Origin of the sequence: Ornithinimicrobium ciconiae, from assembly GCF_007197575.1 — a bacterium.
GTDB classification, from domain to species: Bacteria; Actinomycetota; Actinomycetes; order Actinomycetales; family Dermatophilaceae; genus Ornithinicoccus; species Ornithinicoccus ciconiae.
The window spans coordinates 4,032,721-4,050,919 of the sequence record NZ_CP041616.1; the positions used below are offsets into that span (position 1 = coordinate 4,032,721).

Sequence of the window (18,199 nt, forward strand, 5' to 3'; positions counted from 1 at the left end):
CCGCGGATCCGGCGTCGTCACATCGACCGTGCGGTCACACCTGGGGTCAACCAGATGGTTGACGCGCGCCCCTTGACTCGTGGGTCAGGAGGCCGCCGGAGCCCACCTCGGGTCACGTCCGAGCAGCGCCACCAGCTGGTCGACCCTGCTCTCGGAGTCCGTGGCCACCGGCGCCGCGAAGATGCCCGGCACCTCTCCCCCGTCCACCCGCGGCTTCTCATAGGCCAGGGCGGCCTCCACAGCATCGGCCACCAGGTGTGGGCGCAGGCCCACCGCGCGCGCCAGGTCCCAGGCGTGGACGGTCAGGTCCACCAGCATCTGCGAGGCATAGTCCTGGACGGGGATCTGGCCCATCGACGTGTGCACGGATCCGGCAGGGTCCGCCTGCCCCCACGCCAGGACCGAGCCGGCGATGGCGCGCCGCCACGCACCGGCGGGGTCCTCGCCCAGGACGTCGCCGGCATACCGATCACCGACCGCCTCCAGGGTCTGCCCCCGCAGCAGGTGGGGTGCCCACAGGTGCTCGGCGGTGAGATGGTTCAGCAGGTCACGGACGGTCCAGCCCGAGCAGGGCGTCGGTCGGGACCACTGCCCGTCAAGGGGCAGGTCGGTGACGACGCGGGAGGCCTCCGGGATCAACTCGATGACGGTGCTCACGTGCGTCAGACTAGGGGCCATGGGCGATCCCAGCGACCGCGTGGCCGATGTGGTGGCCTCGGCGATGACCGAGACCCCGCGATCTGGATTCCTGCCGCGCGGGGTCCATCACCACGCCGACGAGGATCGCGCGCTGCAGATCGGCCACGGGTCCACCTGCTCCCAGCCAAGCACCCTGGCTGCCATGCTCCGACTGCTCCGGGTCGGGCCTGGCCACCGCGTCCTGGACGTCGGCAGCGGGTCCGGCTGGAGCACGGCGATCCTCGCCCGCCTGGTGGGTCCGGACGGCACCGTCCTGGGGGTCGAGCTGGAGAAGTCGCTGGTCCGCCGCAGTGCCACGGCCCTGGCGAGTATGCCGAACGCCCAGGTCCGACGCGCTGTCCCGGGGGTGTTGGGGGCACCCGAGCAGGGCCCGTTTGATCGCGTCCTCGTCTCGGCGGCGACCGACCGGGTGCCCCAGGCTCTGGTCGAGCAGCTCACTGAGGACGGCGCGATGGTGCTGCCGCTGGCCGGCCGTCTCGTCCGCGTCACCCGCCAGGGGCGAGAAACCGCTCCCGGCTACTACCAGTTCGTGCCGCTGCGCTGAACGGACCGCTGCGTCCCGGCCCTGCAGGTGTGAGGGGCAGTCACCCACCCCGGTGTCGCCCGGGCACGCCCCTCACTCAGCGGCGAGGGAGGGGTCCTCAGGGTCCGTCAGTGCCTGGAACTCCGGGTTCTTGGACAGGAAGCGCTTGATATAGGGACAGGTCGGGATCACCGTCAGGCGGGGTTTGTCGACCTGCAGCCGCTCCAGCACCTGACGCGCCATCGTTGCGGCGATGCCCTCGCCCTCGTGCCCCGGCTCGACGACGGTGTGCTGCAGGTCGATGGTGCTGCCGGAGGTGACGTAATCGACACGGCCCACCATCAGCCCGTCGACCTGGGCCTCGAAGCGGGACTCAGTGGGGTTGTTGACAACAGTGACCTCGCTCATGTCCTCACCCTGTCACGGAGCGGGGTCCACCGCCTCCCTGTCACCGAGCGGGTCCGCACCCTCCCTTGTGCGCCGCACATAAAGCTGCTTGCGCACCCGTGCGACGACGCTGCCATCCGCGGCCAGGGCCTCGGTCTCAAACCAGCGCAGCACCTTGGACCCGTCCGCGGCTGCCTCGCGCAGCTCGTCGAGGGCCTCCTCGGTCAGCCGGAACTCCGCCCGGACGGTGGTGCGCCCGGGCGCCACGAACTCGATCTCACCGGCCTTGTCCCACACGACGTGACCGCCCCCGATATTGCGCATCACCATGATCATCCAGAACGGGTCGGTCATCGCAAAGAGCGATCCGCCGAAGTGGGTGCCGACATAGTTGCGGTTGAACACGCCCTTGCGCAACGCGACCCGGACATAGCGCCAATCCGGGGTGATCTCCTCGATCCGGATGCCCGCCGCCGCGAACGGCGGCCACAGATTCATCCCGCGCCGCAGTACGCGGTGGTCGCGGCCAAGACTCTGCCAGGTGGGCACTCTCACGCGCTCTCCTTCGTGTCCGGCAGCGAAACCGCCTCGTCCGGCGACCCGGTGATCAGCTTCAACAGCCGCTCGACCAGCAGGCCGAGCAGCACGCCACCGGTGACGGCGACGGCCATCGCCAGGAGCGGGTTGTCGTGCAGCCAGTTGCCGGCCACGGTCCCGATGGCGATGGAGTATGCCGCCCAGCTCAGTGCGGCGATCGCGTCCAGGACCATGAACAGGGGCCAGGGGAATCGGGTCGCCCCGGCGGTCATGTTGACGGCGACCCGACCGACGGGAATGTAGCGCGCCGCCATGATGATCACGGCGCCGCGCTTGTCCAGCTCGCGCGTGGCCCACGCCATCGTCCTGCGCACGCGCGGCCGGGGACTGGTGTTGAGCCCGGTCAACCAGTGCCGACCGATCGTGTAGGCGATGTTGTCGCCGATGAACGCCCCGGTGGCCGCGGCCAGGAAGACCCACCACAGGTTGGGCTCGCCGACCGAGACCGCCACGGCGGCCAGCCCGACGACGATCGACTCACTCGGCAGCGGAGGGAAGAAGCCGTCGATGATGCACAGGGCAAAGAGCACCCACAGAACCCACAACGAGTCGGCGTGCGTGCCGACGAAGTCGTTGATCGCCTCGATCATCCGGCCCCTGCCTCCCGCACCCGGCGGACTCTCGCGTCGTCCTTCACTGCCGACAAACTAACGGAGGTCACGGACGGTTCCCCAACCCAGCACGCCTCACACGCGCCGCTTCTCCGGCGGCGTCTCACAGCCACGTGACGTGGGGAGCCACGAGCGCATAGCCCACGAAGGCCACCACGTCCAGGACCGTGTGGGCGATCACCAGCGGCATCACGCGCCGGGTGCGGGCATACACCCACCCCAGGATCAGGCCCATCGCGACATTGCCGATAAACCCACCGAATCCCTGGTAGAGGTGATAGCTGCCGCGGACCAGTGCACTGGTCACGATGATGGCGATCGTGGACCAGCCTGCCTGGGCCCAGCGGGTGAACAGGTAGCCGACCATCAGCACCTCCTCCAGCACCGCGTTGCCCACGGCGGCCAGGATCAGCACCGGGATGCCCCACCAGATGTCCGGCAGCCCTGCCGCGCTGATGGTCGTGTTCACGCCCAGCTCGCGGGCCAGCAGATACAGCCCCAGCCCGGGCAGTCCGATCACCGCCGCGAGCACCAGCCCGAGGGCGACGTCGCGCCCCGGCCGGCTCAGGTCGAAACCCATCACCCGGTGCGGGCGCGGCCAGTCCTGCGCGAGCAGGAAGAGCGCCAGCAGCACCGGCACCAGGGGCAGGAGTATGTCGGCGAGCTGGTAGGCCAGGTCCAGCCAGGGCCGCTCCGGGGCGCGGGAGGTGTTCATCGCCGTGGTCTGCTGGGCCAGCGGCGTGGGGTTGGTGACCTTGCGGATCAGGGACAGCAGGGCCCAGATCGCCGAGGCACCCAGACTCACGCCCAGGACCAGGACGGTCTCGGTGACCAAGCGGCGGCGCTGCGCCGCCGGGGCCACCGTCACCGGCTCCGTCGTGCCGCTCATCGGGCCGCTCATCGGGCCAGCCCGACCGCGGCGACACCGACCAGGCTCAGCGCCACGGACAGGGCGACCGCGAGACCGACCGGACGGTCGGGGCGCAGCGCGAGCCAGGACACTGCGCACAGGGCCGGCAGGACCAGCACGATCAGGGTGCTGGTCAGACTCAGGATGGACCAGGACCCGACGGACAAGATCACGGCGCTGACGGCATACACCAAGGCGGGTCCGATCAGCACCTGCCATCGGAAGCTGTCCAGCACCCCGCGGGCCCACCGGGACCGACGCCGCAGGGTGACCTCGACCCCCAGATACCAGGCGGCCAGCACGATCAGGACGAGGCCGGGCAGCAGACGCATAACCCAAAGGTAACGATTAGGGCACGACCCTAGACACCGGGAGCCACGGGGGTGAGACTGCTTTGGCAATCCGTACCGCGTGGGCCGCTTTGTCGTGCGCGGAACCATCCGGTTGTTGCGTATTCCCCTCGAGTAAGGACACTCAGTGCGTACTACTACCCCGGGAAGGCGAGCGCGGATTGCCGCGTTGGCCGCCTCCGCGGTCGTGGTGTCGCCACTGGCGGTCGGGACGATGTCGGCGCAGGCCGACGACGTCTCCGAGCTCCAGCTTGGTGAGACCAAGACCTACATCGTGCAGTTGGCCGACGACCCACTGGTCGCCTTTAACGGTGGTCACGGGCTGGCCGCCACCGCTCCCCAGTCGGGCGAGAAACTGGACGTCGACAGCGCCGCTGCCGCCGCCTACACCGACTTCCTGGCCACCCAGCGTGCCGAGGTGCTGCAGACCGTCGGTCTGAGCTCCTCCGACGTGGTGACCACCTACGACGTGGCGCTCAACGGCTTCGCCGTGAAGATGAGCGGCGTCGACGCACTGCACATGCGCAAGGCCCCCGGGGTCGTCCAGGTGTGGGAGGACGAGATCCGCCACGCGGACACCGTCCAGACCCCCGACTACCTGGGTCTGTCCGGCGAGGGCGGCGTCTGGGCCGAGCAGTTCGGCGGCGTCGAGAACGCCGGTGACGGCATCGTCGTCGGTGTCATCGACACCGGCATCGACCCGCTCAACCCGAGCTTCGCCGAGGGCGACATGCCCGCTGCTCCCGAGGACTGGGCCGGCAGCTGTGACGAGGCCGGCGTGGACTCCTACGCCGCGTTCGAGTGCAACAACAAGGTGATCGGTGCCCGCTGGTACGGCGCCGAGTTCGGCAACACCGTCATCCCGGAGGAGTTCACCTCCGCCCGTGACTACAACGGTCACGGCTCGCACACCGCTGGCACCGCCGCGGGCAACCACGGTGTGCCGCTGGCGATCCTCGGCGCCGACCTGGGCGAGGCCTCGGGCATGGCCCCGGCCGCCCACATCGCGGTCTACAAGGGTCTGTGGATGACCGCTGACGGCAACGGCTCGGGCACCACCGCCGGCCTGCTTGCCGCCATCAACGACGCCGTCGAGGACGGTGTCGACGTCATCAACTACTCGATCTCCGGCTCCTCCACCTCGGTCGTGGGTCCCGACGAGATCGCCTTCCTGTATGCCGCGGACGCGGGCATCTTCGTGTCCACCTCCGCCGGCAACTCCGGCGACACCGTCGGTGTCTCCTCGGTGGCGCACAACGCCCCCTGGACGATGACGGTCGCCGCCAGCACCCACAACCGTGGCGCGCTCAACAGTGTGACCTTGGGCAACGACGCCACCTACAACGGTGTCGGCTACGGCGGTCCGCTGGAAGAGACCGCCCTGGTCAACGCCGCGGACATCCCGGCCGCCAGCTCCACCCCCGCTGCCGCGGACCTGTGTGGCCCCGGCACGGTGGATGACACCGAGGCTGAAGGCAAGATCGTGGTCTGCACCCGTGGCGAGCATGCTCTGGTCGACAAGGCCGCCGAGGTCATCAACAGCGGTGGCGTCGGCATGATCATGATCAACGCCGTCGGCGGCGCCGGCAGCCAGAACGCGATCATCTACGGCCTCCCGGCCACTCACCTCAACGCCACGGACGGCGTCGCGGTCAAGGCCTACGCGGCCACCGAGGGCGCCACCGCGTCGATCTCGGAGACCACCAACACGGTGATCAACGCGCCGGAGATGGCTTCCTTCTCCTCCTACGGACCGGCCCTGGCCGGTGGCGGTGACCTGCTCAAGCCGGACATCACCGGTCCCGGTGTCGACATCGCGGCGGCCTACCACGCCAAGCACGGCGAGCCGGGCACCCCGACGTTCGACCAGATCTCCGGCACCTCCATGTCGGCCCCCCACATCGCCGGCCTGGCCGCCCTGATGAAGCAGGAGTTCCCGGGCTGGAGCCCGGCAGCGATCAAGTCGGCCATGATGACCACGGCCCGCGACGTCGACGACAACGGTGACCCCATCGAGCGGCTCGGCGTCGAGGCCACCCCGCTCAACTACGGCGCCGGTGAGGTCCAACCTGCCCCGTCCTACAACCCGGGTCTGGTCTATGACGCCGGCTGGGACGAGTGGACGGCCTACGCCTGCAGCATCGGCCAGCTGGGCGCGCCGTGCCCGGAGACGCCGGTTGACCCGAGCGACCTGAACTACCCGAGCATCTCGATCGGCGACCTGGCCGGCCAGCAGACGGTGACCCGCACGGTCACCGACGTGACCGGTGAGGGCGGCACCTGGGACATTACGGTTGACGAGCCTGCGGGCATCTCGGTCGACGCACCGGCATCAATCACGGTCGAGGCAGGCGGCACCGCCAGCTTCGAGGTCGCCTTCACGGTGACCAGCGCGGAGCCCGAGGCCTGGAACTTCGGTCAGCTGCGTCTGTCCAACGGTGACATCACCGTCGAGAGCCCCATCGCGCTGCGCGCGCTGGCGATCGCTGGGCCGGACGAGGTCAGCGGTGAGGGCACGTCGGGCACGCTCGACTACTCCATCACCACCGGTTTCGACGGCGAGGTCACGACCGACATCGACGGTCTGATCCCCTCCGACGTCACCGACGTGGTCGCCGTCTCCGACGGCCCGGGCGGTGGCCAGTACGTCGATGACGGATGGCTGCCGTTCACCGTGCCCGAGGGCACCAAGACCCTCCGGGTCTCGATCTTCGATGAGGAGATCACCCCGGGTGAGACCGACATGGACCTGTTCCTGGTCGGCCCGAGCAACACGATCATCGCGGAGAGCGCGGTGGGTGGCTCGGACGAGAGCGTCACCCTGCAGGACCCGGCCCCGGGCAGCTACGCGGTCGCGCTCGACTACTGGAACGGCGCAGCGGGCGCCGAGGCCGTCGTGCCGACCCACATCTGGGCGGTCAGCGACACCGACGAGGGCAACCTCACCGTGACGCCGGACACCTTCCCGGCCGCCATCGGCCAGTCGGTGGACCTGACCCTGGACTGGACGGGTCTGGAGGCCGACAGCCGTTACCTCGGTGCGGTGAACTTCTCCGACGGGACCGACCAGGTCGGCAAGACCCTGGTGTCGATCACCACCGGCGCCGACGGCGAGCTCGCTGTCGACCGCGTCTTCGGCGCTGACCGCTACGGCACCGCTGCAGCGATCGCGGCGGAGTACCCCGATGGTGCTGACACCGTCTTCGTCGCCTCCGGCCAGGAGTTCGCGGACGCCCTCACCGGCTCCGCGGTCGCTGGCTCCGGCACGATGGAGACTGCCGACGGTCAGGCTGCACCGGTCCTGCTGGTGAAGAAGAACGCGATCCCGCAGGACACTGCGGCAGCTCTGACGGCGCTCAACCCGAGCAACGTCGTCGTCCTCGGTGGCACGGCCGCCGTGTCCGCCGGTGTGGAGTCCAGCCTGGACGCCTACGGCACCGTCACCCGCATCGGTGGCGTGGACCGCTACGAGACTGCTGCGCTGCTTGCGCAGCAGTTCCCGACCGGCGTGTCCACGGTCTACGTGGCGGTCGGCGAGGGCAACAACTTCGCTGACGCACTGTCGGTCTCGGCCCTGGCCGGGTCGCAGGGTGCCCCGGTGCTGCTCACCAAGACCAACCACGCACCGAACTCGTTGACTGCGGCCATCGCCGCGCTCAACCCGGGTGAGGTCGTCGTTGTCGGTGGCACCGGTGCGGTGTCCGACGCTGTTGCTGCCGAGCTGGGCGCCACCACGCGCCTGTCCGGTGGCGACCGTTACGAGACCAACGCAGCGATCACGGCGGCCTACCCGGCCGACGCGGCCCAGGCCTACGTGGCCTCCGGGCTGAACTGGCCGGACGCCCTGTCCGGTGCTGCGCTGGCCGGCCACATGGACGCTCCGCTGGTGCTGACCCAGACCAGCAAGCTGCCGAACGTCACTGAGGCTGAGCTCGACCGGCTGTCGCCGGCCGCGGTCACCATCTTCGGTGGCACCGGTGCGGTCAGCCAGGCCGTCGAAGACGCGCTCAACGCGCTGCTCCCCTCCTGGCAGTGACATCGGAGGTGACCAGGCGCCGGTGACCTACCGGCCCTGACACCACCACGACGGACGGGCCCACTCCCCTCAGGGAGTGGGCCCGTTCTCGTTGTGCTCGCTCGTCTCAGGTCCAGCGCTCGGCCAGGAGGAGGAAGCTGACCAGCCAGTGGGTGGCCATGAAGTCGCCGTCGGTCACCGCCGGCAGCACGGCCGCCACCTGGCGGTCAGCCGCGGCCCGGAGAGCGTCGGCGCGCCCGTCCCCCACCGATCTCGCCAGCGCGCGCAGCTGCCAGGCACGGGAGAGCGCCAGGCCGAGCAGGTGCGCCCCCTGGCCGTCAGTGGGGTCCAGCACGGTCGGTGGCTCCAGCAGGTGGCTGTGACCGCCGGCTCCGAGCCCGGGAAGGAAGCGCTCCAGCCACGGCCCGAAGTCCTCTCCCAGCACCGTCTGCATGAGCATCGCCTCGGCCAGCGCCGGGGACAGGAAGTCGCTGCCCGATGGCTCGCCGGAGGTGTGGGCGGGACCGTCCGGGTCGAACCAGTCCCGGGCCTGCTCGCTCACGGCCCGCACGACATCTGCCCGACCCAGCTCGCCATAGGCGTGGTGCAGCAGGAGCAGCGCGAAGGCGTCGTTCTGGTGCTTGCCGTGCCGGATCGGATAGGCCTGGCGTGGGAGCCAGTCCAGGACGTGGCCGGCGATCACCTCCAGCAGTGGGGTCATCGCCGTCGCCCACCCCCGTTCGTGCCGCACCGCCGCGCCCAGCATCGCCGCCCAGGCCCACCCGTACGGCCGCTCAAACGCGGGCCGCTCCCGCAGATAGGCCGCCTCGACCGCGAGGTTCTCCGCGGTGAGGCGGGACTCCAGGAGGTCACGCGCGGTCCTCTCCTCACGGGACGCGTCAGCGCCCGGTGACGCGTCAGCGCTGGGTGACGCGCCGGCATACTGCCCGAGCAGCTGCACCAGCGACCACTGCATGTGGACCGAGGAGTGCCAGTCAAGGGCTCCGTGGAAGGCCGGGTGGAGGCGTTGCGGGGTGATGTCCGTGTCGGCCGGGCCGGTGGCCACGTGACCCGAGACATAGGGATAGGGCCGTTCGAGGACCTCCCTGGCGATCCGGATGAGGTGCTGATCCATGGCGCCATTGTTGCCCGCGAACCGGTCAACCCGCGGGTGTGATCAGGGTCACACTATGCTGGATGCAACGCTTCGCACGTTCATGACGTCTCTAAGGGTGTGGGTCCGGGGCAAGACCCACAGGGTGCGGAGGGGACCTCTGACGAGGAGCACCCGGGGTGACAGGGACGGGGCGCCGACGCAGGGGGTCGGCGCCCCGCCTTTGTCCCTGGCCCCACCTTGTCGCTGGAACGGATAGAGCGGGCGGCACGTCATACACTCGGAAACCGACGAGAGGTGATGAGATGACGATCTCCCGACGACAGGCAGCGGCACCGCTGCTGGCACTGATGCTCGCGCTGGGGATGGGGGCGTGCGGCAGCGACACCGACACTGGGGGCGATGCGCCAACGACGAGTGAGGATGCCGCGCCCACCAGCGATGCGGCCCCGAGCACCGGCGACGAGACCGAGCCCACCGCAGCCCCGACGACCGAGGAGCCCTCCGTGACCCCACAGCCCACCGACCCCGCTGACCCGAGCGGCGGCACCGCCCTGCCCACCGGACCGGTCAGCGACGAGGTCATCGCCAGCGAGCCCGTGCAGGCCGCCATCTCGGACCTTGCCGAGCGTGAGTCGGTCGCGGCCGACGCGGTGACCGTCGCCGGCCACCAGGCGGTGACCTGGTCCGACGGCAGCCTGGGCTGCCCCAAGCCCGGGATGATGTACACCCAGGCGCTCGTCCCCGGACACCTGCTCGTCCTGGAGGTCGACGGCGCGCAGTTCAGCTATCACTCCGGAGACCGGGGCAACCGGGCCGGGGAGTTCACCTACTGCGCGGACCCGCACCTGCCCAACAACCTGGGAACCGGCAGCGCCACGATGTGAGGTGCGGCGCTCACTCCACACGACGCGGTGACGCGTCAGGGAAGCAGCGCCATCCCCGCACCATCCGCCCGCACCCGAACCCGGTCACCGGGCCGCAGCGTTGAGCCCTGGTCCCCTAGCGCCTCCACCGCACCGATGCCGTCCAGGTCGAGCTCGACCCGGACGGCGTCGCTGACCGCGCCCGCAGCCACCACGGTCCCCTCCAGGGAGCCTGCCGGGTCGACCCGCAGTGCCGACCGCCGCAGCGCCAGGACTCGCTCGTCGCCAGGCAGCAGTGCCCCGTCGTGGCCCACAGTCGGCGAGCTACCGGACCCCGATGCGACCAGATGCGCGCCATGCGACGTCCTGGCACTCACATCGCGCACATCTGGTCGCATCGGTGTGGCGTTCGACGCCTGGGCGGCCGCTGCCATGACCCGGCGCGCGGGCTCCGCCTCAAGGAACGTGCCGAAGCCGATGAACTCGGCCACTTCACGCGTCGCAGGGGCGGCCCAGACCTCCTCGGTGGGGCCCTCCTGGGCGATGCGCCCGTCAAACATCAGGGCCATCCGGTCGGCCAGCGTGAACGCCTCGTCGTGGTCGTGCGTCACCAACAGGGCGGTGGTGCCTGTCGCGGTGAGGATGCCGCGCAGGTCTCCTGCGAGGCGCTCCCGCAGGCTCCGGTCCAGGGCCGACAGTGGTTCGTCCAGCAGCAGGAGTCGCGGCTCAGCTGCGAGCGCTCGGGCCAGCGCTACCCGTTGCTGCTCCCCACCGGAGAGCGTGGACACCTCGCGGGAGCCGTAGCCGGGCAGCCCGACAGTCTCCAGCAGCTCCTGGACGCGGTCCGCCCGAGCGGGCTGAGAGAGGGGCTCCCGAGCGGGCTGAGAGAGCGGCTCCCGCACAGACCCGCCGTGCCGGGGCAGCCGCAGCGGATAGCCGACGTTGCCGGCCACGTCGAGGTGCCGGAACAGCTGTCCGTCCTGGAACATCAGGGCAAAGCCCCGGCGGTGGGTGGGGACGTCGCGCAGGTCCCGGCCCTCCGCACGCACCGAGCCGGCGGCCAGCTCTTCCAGCCCCGCGATCGCCCGCAGCAGCGTCGACTTGCCGCAGCCCGAGGGTCCCAGCACCGCGAGCACCTGCCCGTGGCGCAGGTCCAACGAGGCAGCATCGACGGCCACCGTGTCACCAAAGCGCACGGTCACTGCGTCCACAGAGAGCATCGACGACTCCATCAGAATGTCCCCACACTTCCGACTCGCAGACGTTCCACCAGGCCCATCACGGTCACAGTCAACAGGCTGAGCAGCACGGACGCCGCCAGCGCCATGCCGAGGTTGTCGGCTCCGGGGCGGCTGATCAGCTGATAGATCACGACCGGGACCGTCGGGCGGTCCGGTCGGGAGAGGAAGCTCGTGGCCCCGAACTCCCCCAGCGAGATCGCGAACGCGAAGCCGGTGGCCGCCAGCAGTGGCCGCCCGAGCACCGGCCCCTCAGCGGTGAAGGCTGCGCGCAAGGGACCGGCACCGAGGGCCGCGGCGGCCTGTCGCAGCCGCGGGTCCACCGAGCGCAGCACCGGGGTGATCGTGCGCACCACGAGCGGCAGGGCCACCAGTGCCTGGGCGATCGGGACCAGCACCGCCGAGGACCGCAGGTCCAACGGTGGCCGGTCCAGGGTGATCAGGAAGCCAAACCCGACGGTCACCGCAGAGATGCCCAGCGGCAGCATGAACGCCCCGTCCAGAGCGCTGATCACCCGACGTCCCCCGGGTCGCCGTGGGCGTCGCGAGACGACGATGGCGACGCACAGGCCGAGCACGACGGCCAGCACCGTGGCGTCGATCGCGGTGCGCCAGCTGTTGCCGAAGGCCTCCACGATGGACACCCGCAGCGCCGGCGAGGCCGCGGGATCCCCGAGCACCCGGTAGTGCTCCAGGGTCCACCCGCTGTCATCCCGCAGCGAGCGCCAGACCAGCGTCAGGATCGGCATCAGGAGGAACACCAGCACTCCCGCGGCCACCCCGAGCAATGGCAGGTCACGGCGCCGGGGGACACGAGCCACGTCGCGCGAGCGGGTCAGGCTCTGCTCGGTGCGGGCGCGCCCGCGAGCGGCCAGCGCCAGCATCGCCACGACCGCGAGGAGCTGGATGACGGACAGCACGGCGGCAGCCTGCAGATCCAGGAACTCCGTGGTCAGCAGGTAGATCTCGCTCTCGATCGTGCCGTAGCGCAACCCACCCAGGGTCAGCACGACCCCGAAAGCCGTCGAACAGAACAGGAAGACCAACGTGCCGGCCGAGATCACCGACGGGGCCAGCGCCGGCAGGGTCACCGTGCGAAAGACCCGTCCCGGGGAGGCTCCCAGGGCCGCCGCGGCGTCCTCGGCCCGCGGGTCGAGCCCTTCCCACATGCCCCCGACGGTCCGCACCACCACGGCCAGGTTGAAGAAGACGTAGGCGGCCAGGATCGCGATCCAGCTACGGTCCCACCCCAGGAAACCCAGCGGTCCCCCGCTGGACAACAGCGCCCGGAACATCACGCCGACGACCACCGTGGGCAGCACGAACGGCATCACCACCACCGCGCGGAGCACCCCACGGCCCGGGAACCGGAGCCGGTAGAGGACATAAGCCAGCGGCAGGCCCAGCAACAGGGTCACCACGGTGCCCAGTGCCGCCATCCCGACGGTGAACCACAGCACCCGCAGGGTGCGGGAGCGGCCCAGCACCTCCGCGACTCCCGAGAAGTCCCAGCCGCCGTCCGGGTGGAAGCCCCGGACCAGCATGCCGCCGACGGGCAGCACGAAGAAGACCGCCAGGAAGACCAACGGCACCAGGGCCAGCAGGGTGAGGCCGACCCCCGGGATCAGCCTGTCGCGATGTCGGCCCACTCGCGGACCCACTCCTCCCGGCGCTCCTCGATCAGCGCCGGGTCGACCTCGATCGGGTCCTGCGCGACCTGTGCCCACTGGGACCACAGCTGCGGCAGCTCGACGTCGGTGACCGGGAACATATACATCGCGTCCGGGATCGCCGCCTGCACGTCCTCGGAGAGCAGGTAGTCCACCAGCGCCTGCGCGCCCTCGGGGTTGGCGGCGCCCTCGAGCACCCCGGCATACTCCACCTGACGGAAGCAGGTGTCCAGCAGGGCGCTGGTCGTGGGCTCGCCGTCCCCCTCGCCGTCCTCCTCGGGGATCGTGAAGGGCGGGCTCGAGGCGTAGGACAGCACGATCGGCCGGTCGCCACCGCTGAAGGTGAAGTCGACCCCGTAGGCGTCGGACCACCCCGAGGTCACGGAGGCGCCGTTGGCGATCAGGTCCTGCCAGTAGTCCTGCCACCCGTCCTCACCGAACTGCCCGACCGTGGCCAGCAGGAAGGCCAGCCCCGGGCTGGACGAGCTCGCCCCCGGCGTGACGAACAGGTCACGATAGGTCGGGTCGGTCAGGTCGGCCAGTGTCTGCGGCGGGCTGATCCCCTCGGCCTCGAACCACGCGTCGTCCACGTTGACGCACACGTCGCCGTAGTCGACCGGAGTCAGGTAGTCGGCGCCGTCCCCGGGCAGTGCGTGCCCGGCCGCTGCCGCAGGCAGATCCGCCGGGCTGTAGGGAGCCAGCACCCCCTCCGTGACAGCCCGCGTGGCGAAGGTGTTGTCGATGCCGAAGACGGCGTCGCCCAACGGGCTGCCCTTGGTCAGCACCAGCTGGTTGGTCAGCGACCCCGCGTCACCGGAGGCCTGGACGACCAGGTCGTAACCGGTCTCCTTTGTGAAGCCGGCGGTGACCTCCTCCGGGAGGGTGAACGAGTCGTGCGTCACGAGCACCACCTCCCCATTGTGTGGGGAGGTCCCGCCCGTGTCCTGCGCACTTTCGGGGACGTTTGGGCCGCTCTCGGCGGCCTCGTCCTCCCCGCCCATCAGCGTGCACCCGCTGAGCGCGGTCACCAGTGCCCCGGCAGCCAGGGCTGTCCCGGCGCGGCGGTGCCGGTGCGTGGGGATGGGTCGGTGTGGGTCGGCATACGGCATGTGAATCCTCCTCGGACTGCAGGAGGGGCGGTGGACGCATCCACCAGAGACTCGACTTCCTCCACCGGTCCTAACCGGGTCAGGTTCGAGGGTCTGCGGGCCTGTGCCGCACTCTCAGCGCTGGAGCGCTCCCCTGTCGTGCCCCCAGCCTAGATGACGCGACGGCGAACGTCGTGGCAGGCTAGGGCCCATGGGCAATCTGATGTGGAAGATCATGGCCGCGGGAGCTGCGGTGGGCGCGAGCGTGGTGGCACGCAAGCTGACCGACGGGACCTGGAAGTTCGTCTCCGGCGGTGACTCCCCGACCAACCCCGAGGACCCGGACATCGACATCAAGGAGGCCATCGCCTTCGCCGTGCTGTCCGGTGCCATCGTCGGCCTGAGCCGGATGGTTGCCAACCGCCAGGCGACCAAGCTCTATCAGAAGTCCACCGGGCACCTGCCCAAGGCCCTGGCGGACGCCAAGAACGAGGCCAGCGCGAAATAGCGCGCGGTCACGAGCCGAGCGTGACGCCTGCGCAGTCCATCCTGTCGGTCAGCCTCGAGCCGGCGCGACCGGGCAGCGCGGCCCAGACCCATCTGCTGGCCATCGCACAGGGACTCACCAGCCACGGCTACCGGGTCAGCACGGTGTGGCGGCAGGAGGATGCCGCCCTCGCGGGGGTGCCCGGCTTCGCGCTGTCCCTGCTGCGTCAGGTGCGCCATGCGGATCTGGTCTATCTGCGCTGGCACGCGCTGGACGCCCTCACCCCCACCCTGAGCCGGCTGGCGCGCCGGCCCCTCGTCACCGAGGTCAACGGACTGCCCGACGACCTCCTGTCGAACCGCCCGGGGCTGAGCCGTCTCGGGCCCCTGATCCGCGCGGTGAACCGCTATGCCCTGGGCCAGGGCACGCTCCTGCTCTGTGCGTCCGCGGGGGTCGCGGCGCGGGTGCGGGAGGTCACCGGGGCAGACATCCCGATCGTGGTGGTCCGCAGCGGCGCCCACCCACCGTCCGCCGGCCCCGAGCAGGCCGCGTCGAGCGTGCCGCACCGGGAACGTCCCTACGTCCTCTACTTCGGCGACCTCTCGACCCGGCAGGGTCTCCGGCACCTGCTGCACGCGCGGATGAGCGACGACTGGCCCGTCGGGGTCGACCTGGTCGTCGCCGGGGACGGTCCGTTGCGCCCGCTGGTCCAGCAGCACGCCGTCCGCGGCGAGCTGGACTACCTCGGGCGGGTGGCTGCGGCACCCCTGAGCGGGTGGATCCGCGGCGCCACGGCGACCCTGAGCCTGCAGGACCCTGACCTGGCCCGCAACGCCGTCATGGGAGTCCCCCTGAAGGTCGTCGAGTCCCTGATGCTCGGCACCCCGGTGATCGCCAGTGCACTCTCCGACGTGCCCGACGTGGTGGCCGGCCAACCCGCTGGGCTCCTGGTGGACCCGCGGGCCGAGGCGGAGGTATGCCGGGCGGTCCGGCAGAGCCTGCTGGTCACCCGGGAGGTCCGCACCCAGATCGCCGAGCGTGCCCGCCACGACCTGTCGTGGGAGCGCGCGGTCGAGCAGACGGTCGCTGCGATCCGCTCGCTTCCCGAGCGTCAGGCCCGGTCGAGGACGCTCAGATAGTGCTCCCGCTCGCGACGTGCGATCTCCTCCCAGGTGAAGCCGAGCGCATAGTCGCGTAGGTCCGCACCGTCATGAGGGGTCTCGAGCTGGCCGAGCACCGCGTCGGCGAGTCGCTGCACCACCCCGTCCCCCGCCTCCACCAGGGCTGTCGGTGACCGCACGACCTCGGCGCACCCCCCGACGTCGGTGGCGATGACGGGGGTGCCACACGCATAGGCCTCGAGGATCACCGTGGGCCACCCCTCGCTGCGGCTGGGCACCACCAGGACGTCGGCGCTGCGCATCAGCTCCGCCACCTTCTGGTGCGGCAGCGCCCCGTGCAGCCGCAGCCCGTCGGCCTCGCTGAGCCCGGCCAGCAGGGATCCTGCCCCCACGACGTCACAGACGACCTCGGGCCGGACGCGCTGGACGGCACGGGCGATGGCCGGCAGCCGGTCCGCCCCCTTGACCGGCTCGAGGCGCCCCACAAAGAGCACCCGGGGCGGACCGTCCCCGGGCACCGGCGTGCGGGGAGCATCTCGGTCACTGACGGGGGCAAAGAGTGCGGGATCGACCCCGTTGGGCACGACCGCGGCGTGGCTCAGTGGCCCGAGCAGGGACTCGACCGACTCGCGCAGCGCCTGGGAGACACAGAGCACCCGTGCCGCGTCACGAAAACCCGGGGCGAGGTAGTCCTCGTTGGCGCGCAGGACGACGTTGACATCCGTTCCGTGGACGGACAGCAGATACGGCCGGTCGAGCAGCCGGGACACCTCACGGGCCACCAACCCGGCTGCGGGGACAAACATGCCGTGGGCGTGAATCAGGTCCGGGACGCCGCCCTCAGCCTCGACGACCTCGCGGGCCAGCGCCCGGATCACCCGGGCGCTCGGGCACCGACGGTCGCGCAGAGTGGTCCACAGCGTTCGCCGATAGTCGACGGCGCCGAACGTCTCGTCCGCTCCCGAGACGTCCCGGCCGGCCCGGCCCAGCACCCACCCGTTCAGGCGGCCGTAGTGGTTGCTCAGGGCAACCGGGCTGACGTCGACACCGCACGCTGTCAGCGCCTCGACACGAGAGGTGATGAAGGTGGCCGCCGACGGGTTGGCGCGGGTCGGGAACAGGTTGGTCACCATGAGCACGCGCACCATGTGCTCCTGCCGCGCCCGTCCGGACCGTTCCCGTCCTCAGCGGCCTAGGCGTTGGCGTTGGCGTTGGCTGCCGCGCCCTCGGGCTCGACCTCACGCTCGGGTGTGTCCGAAGGGCCGCCCTTGAGGTTCTTCTGGTCCTTGACCCACAGGCCCACCAGCCCGCGGAAGTGCGCGGCGAACTTGTCGTGCTCGTGGGCCGGGTACGTCGAGCGGACCGTGTCGATCAGGATCTTGTCGAACTTGTCCGAGTCGACCCACTCCAGCACCGCCTCGGGCAGGTGCGAGAGGTGCTCCTGGCAGAACTCGTGGTAGCGATCGGTGTCGAAGTGCGCGTCCGCGAGCTTGCGGTAGCCCTCCATCTTGGCCTGGTAGTCCAGCGACTCGTCGTCGGCGATCTCGTAGTAGCGCCGTGTCTCCAGGTCGACCGTCGCCGGGCGGTTGGTCGCCAGCGCAAAGGCGGACCAGCGCACCAGGGCGGTGATGGCCCACGGGAAGTAGTAGTGCAAGGAGGTGACGGCGACGTCCGGGCAGGCGTTGGCGTAGTCGATGGGGTGCACCTCGTTGCCGGCTACCAGCATCTCCGCGGAGTTGAACTCCCAGCCGAAGAAGGCGTTGACCACCTTGCTCACCGTCTCGGCCTCCCACCCGGCCTGCGAGGACAGGAAGTCGTAACTGACGGCATACCGGTTGTGCATCGGCTGCTCGGGACGGAAGTCCATGACCATCGTCTCGGGGCCGATCGACAGGGCGCGGGCAAACTTGTCATAGTCGACGGTCGCCTGCAGGTGCATGAGCATCTCGCCCGACTCGTCATAGGACTTGTGCAGCCCGGCCTGGTCCTCGACCCGGGAGACGCCCCGCCACCCGCCGCCGTCGAAGGGCTTCATATACATCGGGTAGCCGACCTCCTCCGCGATCTCGTCGAGATCGAAGCGGTCGTTGTACTTGGCGGAGGTGTAGGCCCAGCGCACGTTGTCGACCGGGTTCTTGTAGGGCACCAGGACGGTCTTGGGGATCTTCATGCCGAGGCGCAGCATCGCGCAGTAGGCGCTGTGCTTCTCCATGGACTGGAAGGTGAACGGGCTGTTCAGCAGGTAGGTGTCGTTCATCAGCGCGGCTTTCTTGAGCCACTCGCGCGGGTGGTAGTACCAGTAGGCGAGCCGGTCAATAACCAGGCCGGGCTTGACCGGGTCGGTCAGGTCGAAGGGCGAGATCCGCAGTCGCTCCGAGGTCAACTCGATCGTCTCACCACCCACCTTCAGCGGCCCGACGAGGCCGAGGATCTGCTCGAAAGCTCGAGGCCAGTCCTCCTCTGCGCCGAGGAGGAGGCCGATCAGGGGATTGCGCTTGGCAGCCATGTCCCGAACCTACCCTG

17 protein-coding genes are annotated in these 18,199 nt (G+C 70.2%); 5 read left to right on the forward strand and 12 right to left on the reverse strand.

The window, feature by feature from the left end; all coding sequences use genetic code 11:
* Positions 1–84: 84 nt before the first annotated feature.
* The gene (locus FNH13_RS18625) at positions 85–657 is read right to left on the reverse strand and encodes a TIGR03086 family metal-binding protein (protein WP_202878829.1); all 573 of its coding nucleotides are present in this window, start codon (positions 655–657) and stop codon (positions 85–87) included.
* Between the two features lie 19 nt (positions 658–676).
* Here FNH13_RS18625 and FNH13_RS18630 point away from each other — a divergent pair, with 19 nt between their 5' ends.
* Positions 677–1,243, forward strand: coding sequence for a protein-L-isoaspartate O-methyltransferase family protein (locus FNH13_RS18630; protein ID WP_143784819.1), 567 nt, complete (start codon positions 677–679; stop codon positions 1,241–1,243).
* Positions 1,244–1,315: 72 nt separating this feature from the next.
* On the opposite strand, the gene FNH13_RS18635 is transcribed toward FNH13_RS18630, so the two are convergent.
* From FNH13_RS18635 to FNH13_RS18655, 5 genes are all read right to left on the reverse strand, one after another.
* Positions 1,316–1,630, reverse strand: a complete 315-nt coding sequence (locus FNH13_RS18635; RefSeq protein WP_143784820.1) for a GNAT family N-acetyltransferase — start codon at positions 1,628–1,630, stop codon at positions 1,316–1,318.
* Between the two features lie 12 nt (positions 1,631–1,642).
* Positions 1,643–2,164, reverse strand: coding sequence for a DUF4442 domain-containing protein (locus tag FNH13_RS18640; RefSeq protein WP_228266498.1), 522 nt, complete (start codon positions 2,162–2,164; stop codon positions 1,643–1,645).
* On the reverse strand, positions 2,161–2,796 hold the full coding sequence (locus FNH13_RS18645; RefSeq protein ID WP_228266499.1) for a DedA family protein: 636 nt from the start codon (positions 2,794–2,796) through the stop codon (positions 2,161–2,163). The genes FNH13_RS18640 and FNH13_RS18645 overlap by 4 nt, the downstream gene beginning before the upstream one ends.
* Before the next feature lie 124 nt (positions 2,797–2,920).
* Entirely contained in the window at positions 2,921–3,706 is a 786-nt protein-coding gene (locus tag FNH13_RS18650) for a CPBP family intramembrane glutamic endopeptidase (protein ID WP_143784821.1), read from the reverse strand.
* Between the two features lie 8 nt (positions 3,707–3,714).
* Positions 3,715–4,059: a hypothetical protein gene (locus tag FNH13_RS18655; protein ID WP_143784822.1), complete on the reverse strand. Its 345-nt coding sequence runs from the start codon at positions 4,057–4,059 to the stop codon at positions 3,715–3,717.
* 145 nt (positions 4,060–4,204) lie between these two features.
* On the opposite strand from FNH13_RS18655, the gene FNH13_RS18660 reads away from it, so the two are divergent.
* Positions 4,205–8,113: a cell wall-binding repeat-containing protein gene (locus FNH13_RS18660; protein WP_143784823.1), complete on the forward strand. Its 3,909-nt coding sequence runs from the start codon at positions 4,205–4,207 to the stop codon at positions 8,111–8,113.
* A 106-nt stretch (positions 8,114–8,219) separates the two neighbouring features.
* Here FNH13_RS18660 and FNH13_RS18665 read toward each other — a convergent pair whose 3' ends face one another.
* A complete protein-coding gene (locus tag FNH13_RS18665; RefSeq protein WP_143784824.1) occupies positions 8,220–9,227 on the reverse strand; it encodes a DUF2891 family protein in 1,008 nt (335 codons plus the stop codon).
* Between the two features lie 284 nt (positions 9,228–9,511).
* On the opposite strand from FNH13_RS18665, the gene FNH13_RS18670 reads away from it, so the two are divergent.
* Positions 9,512–10,093: a RodZ family helix-turn-helix domain-containing protein gene (locus tag FNH13_RS18670; protein ID WP_143784825.1), complete on the forward strand. Its 582-nt coding sequence runs from the start codon at positions 9,512–9,514 to the stop codon at positions 10,091–10,093.
* Positions 10,094–10,128: 35 nt separating this feature from the next.
* Here the strand turns inward: FNH13_RS18670 and FNH13_RS18675 are convergent, their stop codons facing one another.
* The 3 genes from FNH13_RS18675 to FNH13_RS18685 are packed head-to-tail and all read right to left on the reverse strand — an operon-like array spanning position 10,129 to position 14,089.
* Positions 10,129–11,292: an ABC transporter ATP-binding protein gene (locus FNH13_RS18675; RefSeq protein ID WP_143784826.1), complete on the reverse strand. Its 1,164-nt coding sequence runs from the start codon at positions 11,290–11,292 to the stop codon at positions 10,129–10,131.
* Positions 11,293–11,303: 11 nt separating this feature from the next.
* Positions 11,304–12,959: an ABC transporter permease gene (locus FNH13_RS18680; RefSeq protein ID WP_228266500.1), complete on the reverse strand. Its 1,656-nt coding sequence runs from the start codon at positions 12,957–12,959 to the stop codon at positions 11,304–11,306.
* Entirely contained in the window at positions 12,935–14,089 is a 1,155-nt protein-coding gene (locus tag FNH13_RS18685; RefSeq protein WP_143784827.1) for a thiamine ABC transporter substrate-binding protein, read from the reverse strand. The genes FNH13_RS18680 and FNH13_RS18685 overlap by 25 nt, the downstream gene beginning before the upstream one ends.
* A gap of 190 nt (positions 14,090–14,279) precedes the next feature.
* Between FNH13_RS18685 and FNH13_RS18690 the strand changes: the two genes are divergently transcribed.
* Both FNH13_RS18690 and FNH13_RS18695 read left to right on the forward strand, forming a co-directional pair.
* Positions 14,280–14,576, forward strand: coding sequence for a DUF4235 domain-containing protein (locus FNH13_RS18690; RefSeq protein ID WP_143784828.1), 297 nt, complete (start codon positions 14,280–14,282; stop codon positions 14,574–14,576).
* A gap of 20 nt (positions 14,577–14,596) precedes the next feature.
* Complete coding sequence (locus tag FNH13_RS18695) at positions 14,597–15,694, forward strand: glycosyltransferase family 4 protein (RefSeq protein ID WP_143784829.1); 1,098 nt, start codon at positions 14,597–14,599, stop codon at positions 15,692–15,694.
* On the opposite strand, the gene FNH13_RS18700 is transcribed toward FNH13_RS18695, so the two are convergent.
* Positions 15,667–16,824 carry a glycosyltransferase gene (locus FNH13_RS18700; protein WP_143784830.1) on the reverse strand — a complete coding sequence of 386 codons (1,158 nt, stop codon included), beginning with the start codon at positions 16,822–16,824 and terminating at the stop codon, positions 15,667–15,669. The genes FNH13_RS18695 and FNH13_RS18700 overlap by 28 nt on opposite strands.
* A gap of 44 nt (positions 16,825–16,868) precedes the next feature.
* Complete coding sequence (locus FNH13_RS18705; protein WP_228266501.1) at positions 16,869–18,182, reverse strand: ATP-grasp domain-containing protein; 1,314 nt, start codon at positions 18,180–18,182, stop codon at positions 16,869–16,871.
* Positions 18,183–18,199: the final 17 nt, after the last annotated feature.

What these genes read in the sequence shown, in the direction of transcription:
- FNH13_RS18630 (WP_143784819.1), top strand. Translation starts at nt 677, where the DNA reads ATGGGCGATCCCAGCGACCGCGTGGCCGATGTGGTGGCCTCGGCGATG.
- FNH13_RS18635 (WP_143784820.1), bottom strand. Translation starts at nt 1,630, where the DNA reads ATGAGCGAGGTCACTGTTGTCAACAACCCCACTGAGTCCCGCTTCGAG.
- FNH13_RS18645 (WP_228266499.1), bottom strand. Translation starts at nt 2,796, where the DNA reads ATGATCGAGGCGATCAACGACTTCGTCGGCACGCACGCCGACTCGTTG.
- FNH13_RS18650 (WP_143784821.1), bottom strand. Translation starts at nt 3,706, where the DNA reads ATGAGCGGCACGACGGAGCCGGTGACGGTGGCCCCGGCGGCGCAGCGC.
- FNH13_RS18655 (WP_143784822.1), bottom strand. Translation starts at nt 4,059, where the DNA reads ATGCGTCTGCTGCCCGGCCTCGTCCTGATCGTGCTGGCCGCCTGGTAT.
- FNH13_RS18665 (WP_143784824.1), bottom strand. Translation starts at nt 9,227, where the DNA reads ATGGATCAGCACCTCATCCGGATCGCCAGGGAGGTCCTCGAACGGCCC.
- FNH13_RS18670 (WP_143784825.1), top strand. Translation starts at nt 9,512, where the DNA reads ATGACGATCTCCCGACGACAGGCAGCGGCACCGCTGCTGGCACTGATG.
- FNH13_RS18675 (WP_143784826.1), bottom strand. Translation starts at nt 11,292, where the DNA reads ATGCTCTCTGTGGACGCAGTGACCGTGCGCTTTGGTGACACGGTGGCC.
- FNH13_RS18685 (WP_143784827.1), bottom strand. Translation starts at nt 14,089, where the DNA reads ATGCCGTATGCCGACCCACACCGACCCATCCCCACGCACCGGCACCGC.
- FNH13_RS18690 (WP_143784828.1), top strand. Translation starts at nt 14,280, where the DNA reads ATGGGCAATCTGATGTGGAAGATCATGGCCGCGGGAGCTGCGGTGGGC.
- FNH13_RS18700 (WP_143784830.1), bottom strand. Translation starts at nt 16,824, where the DNA reads ATGGTGCGCGTGCTCATGGTGACCAACCTGTTCCCGACCCGCGCCAAC.
- FNH13_RS18705 (WP_228266501.1), bottom strand. Translation starts at nt 18,182, where the DNA reads ATGGCTGCCAAGCGCAATCCCCTGATCGGCCTCCTCCTCGGCGCAGAG.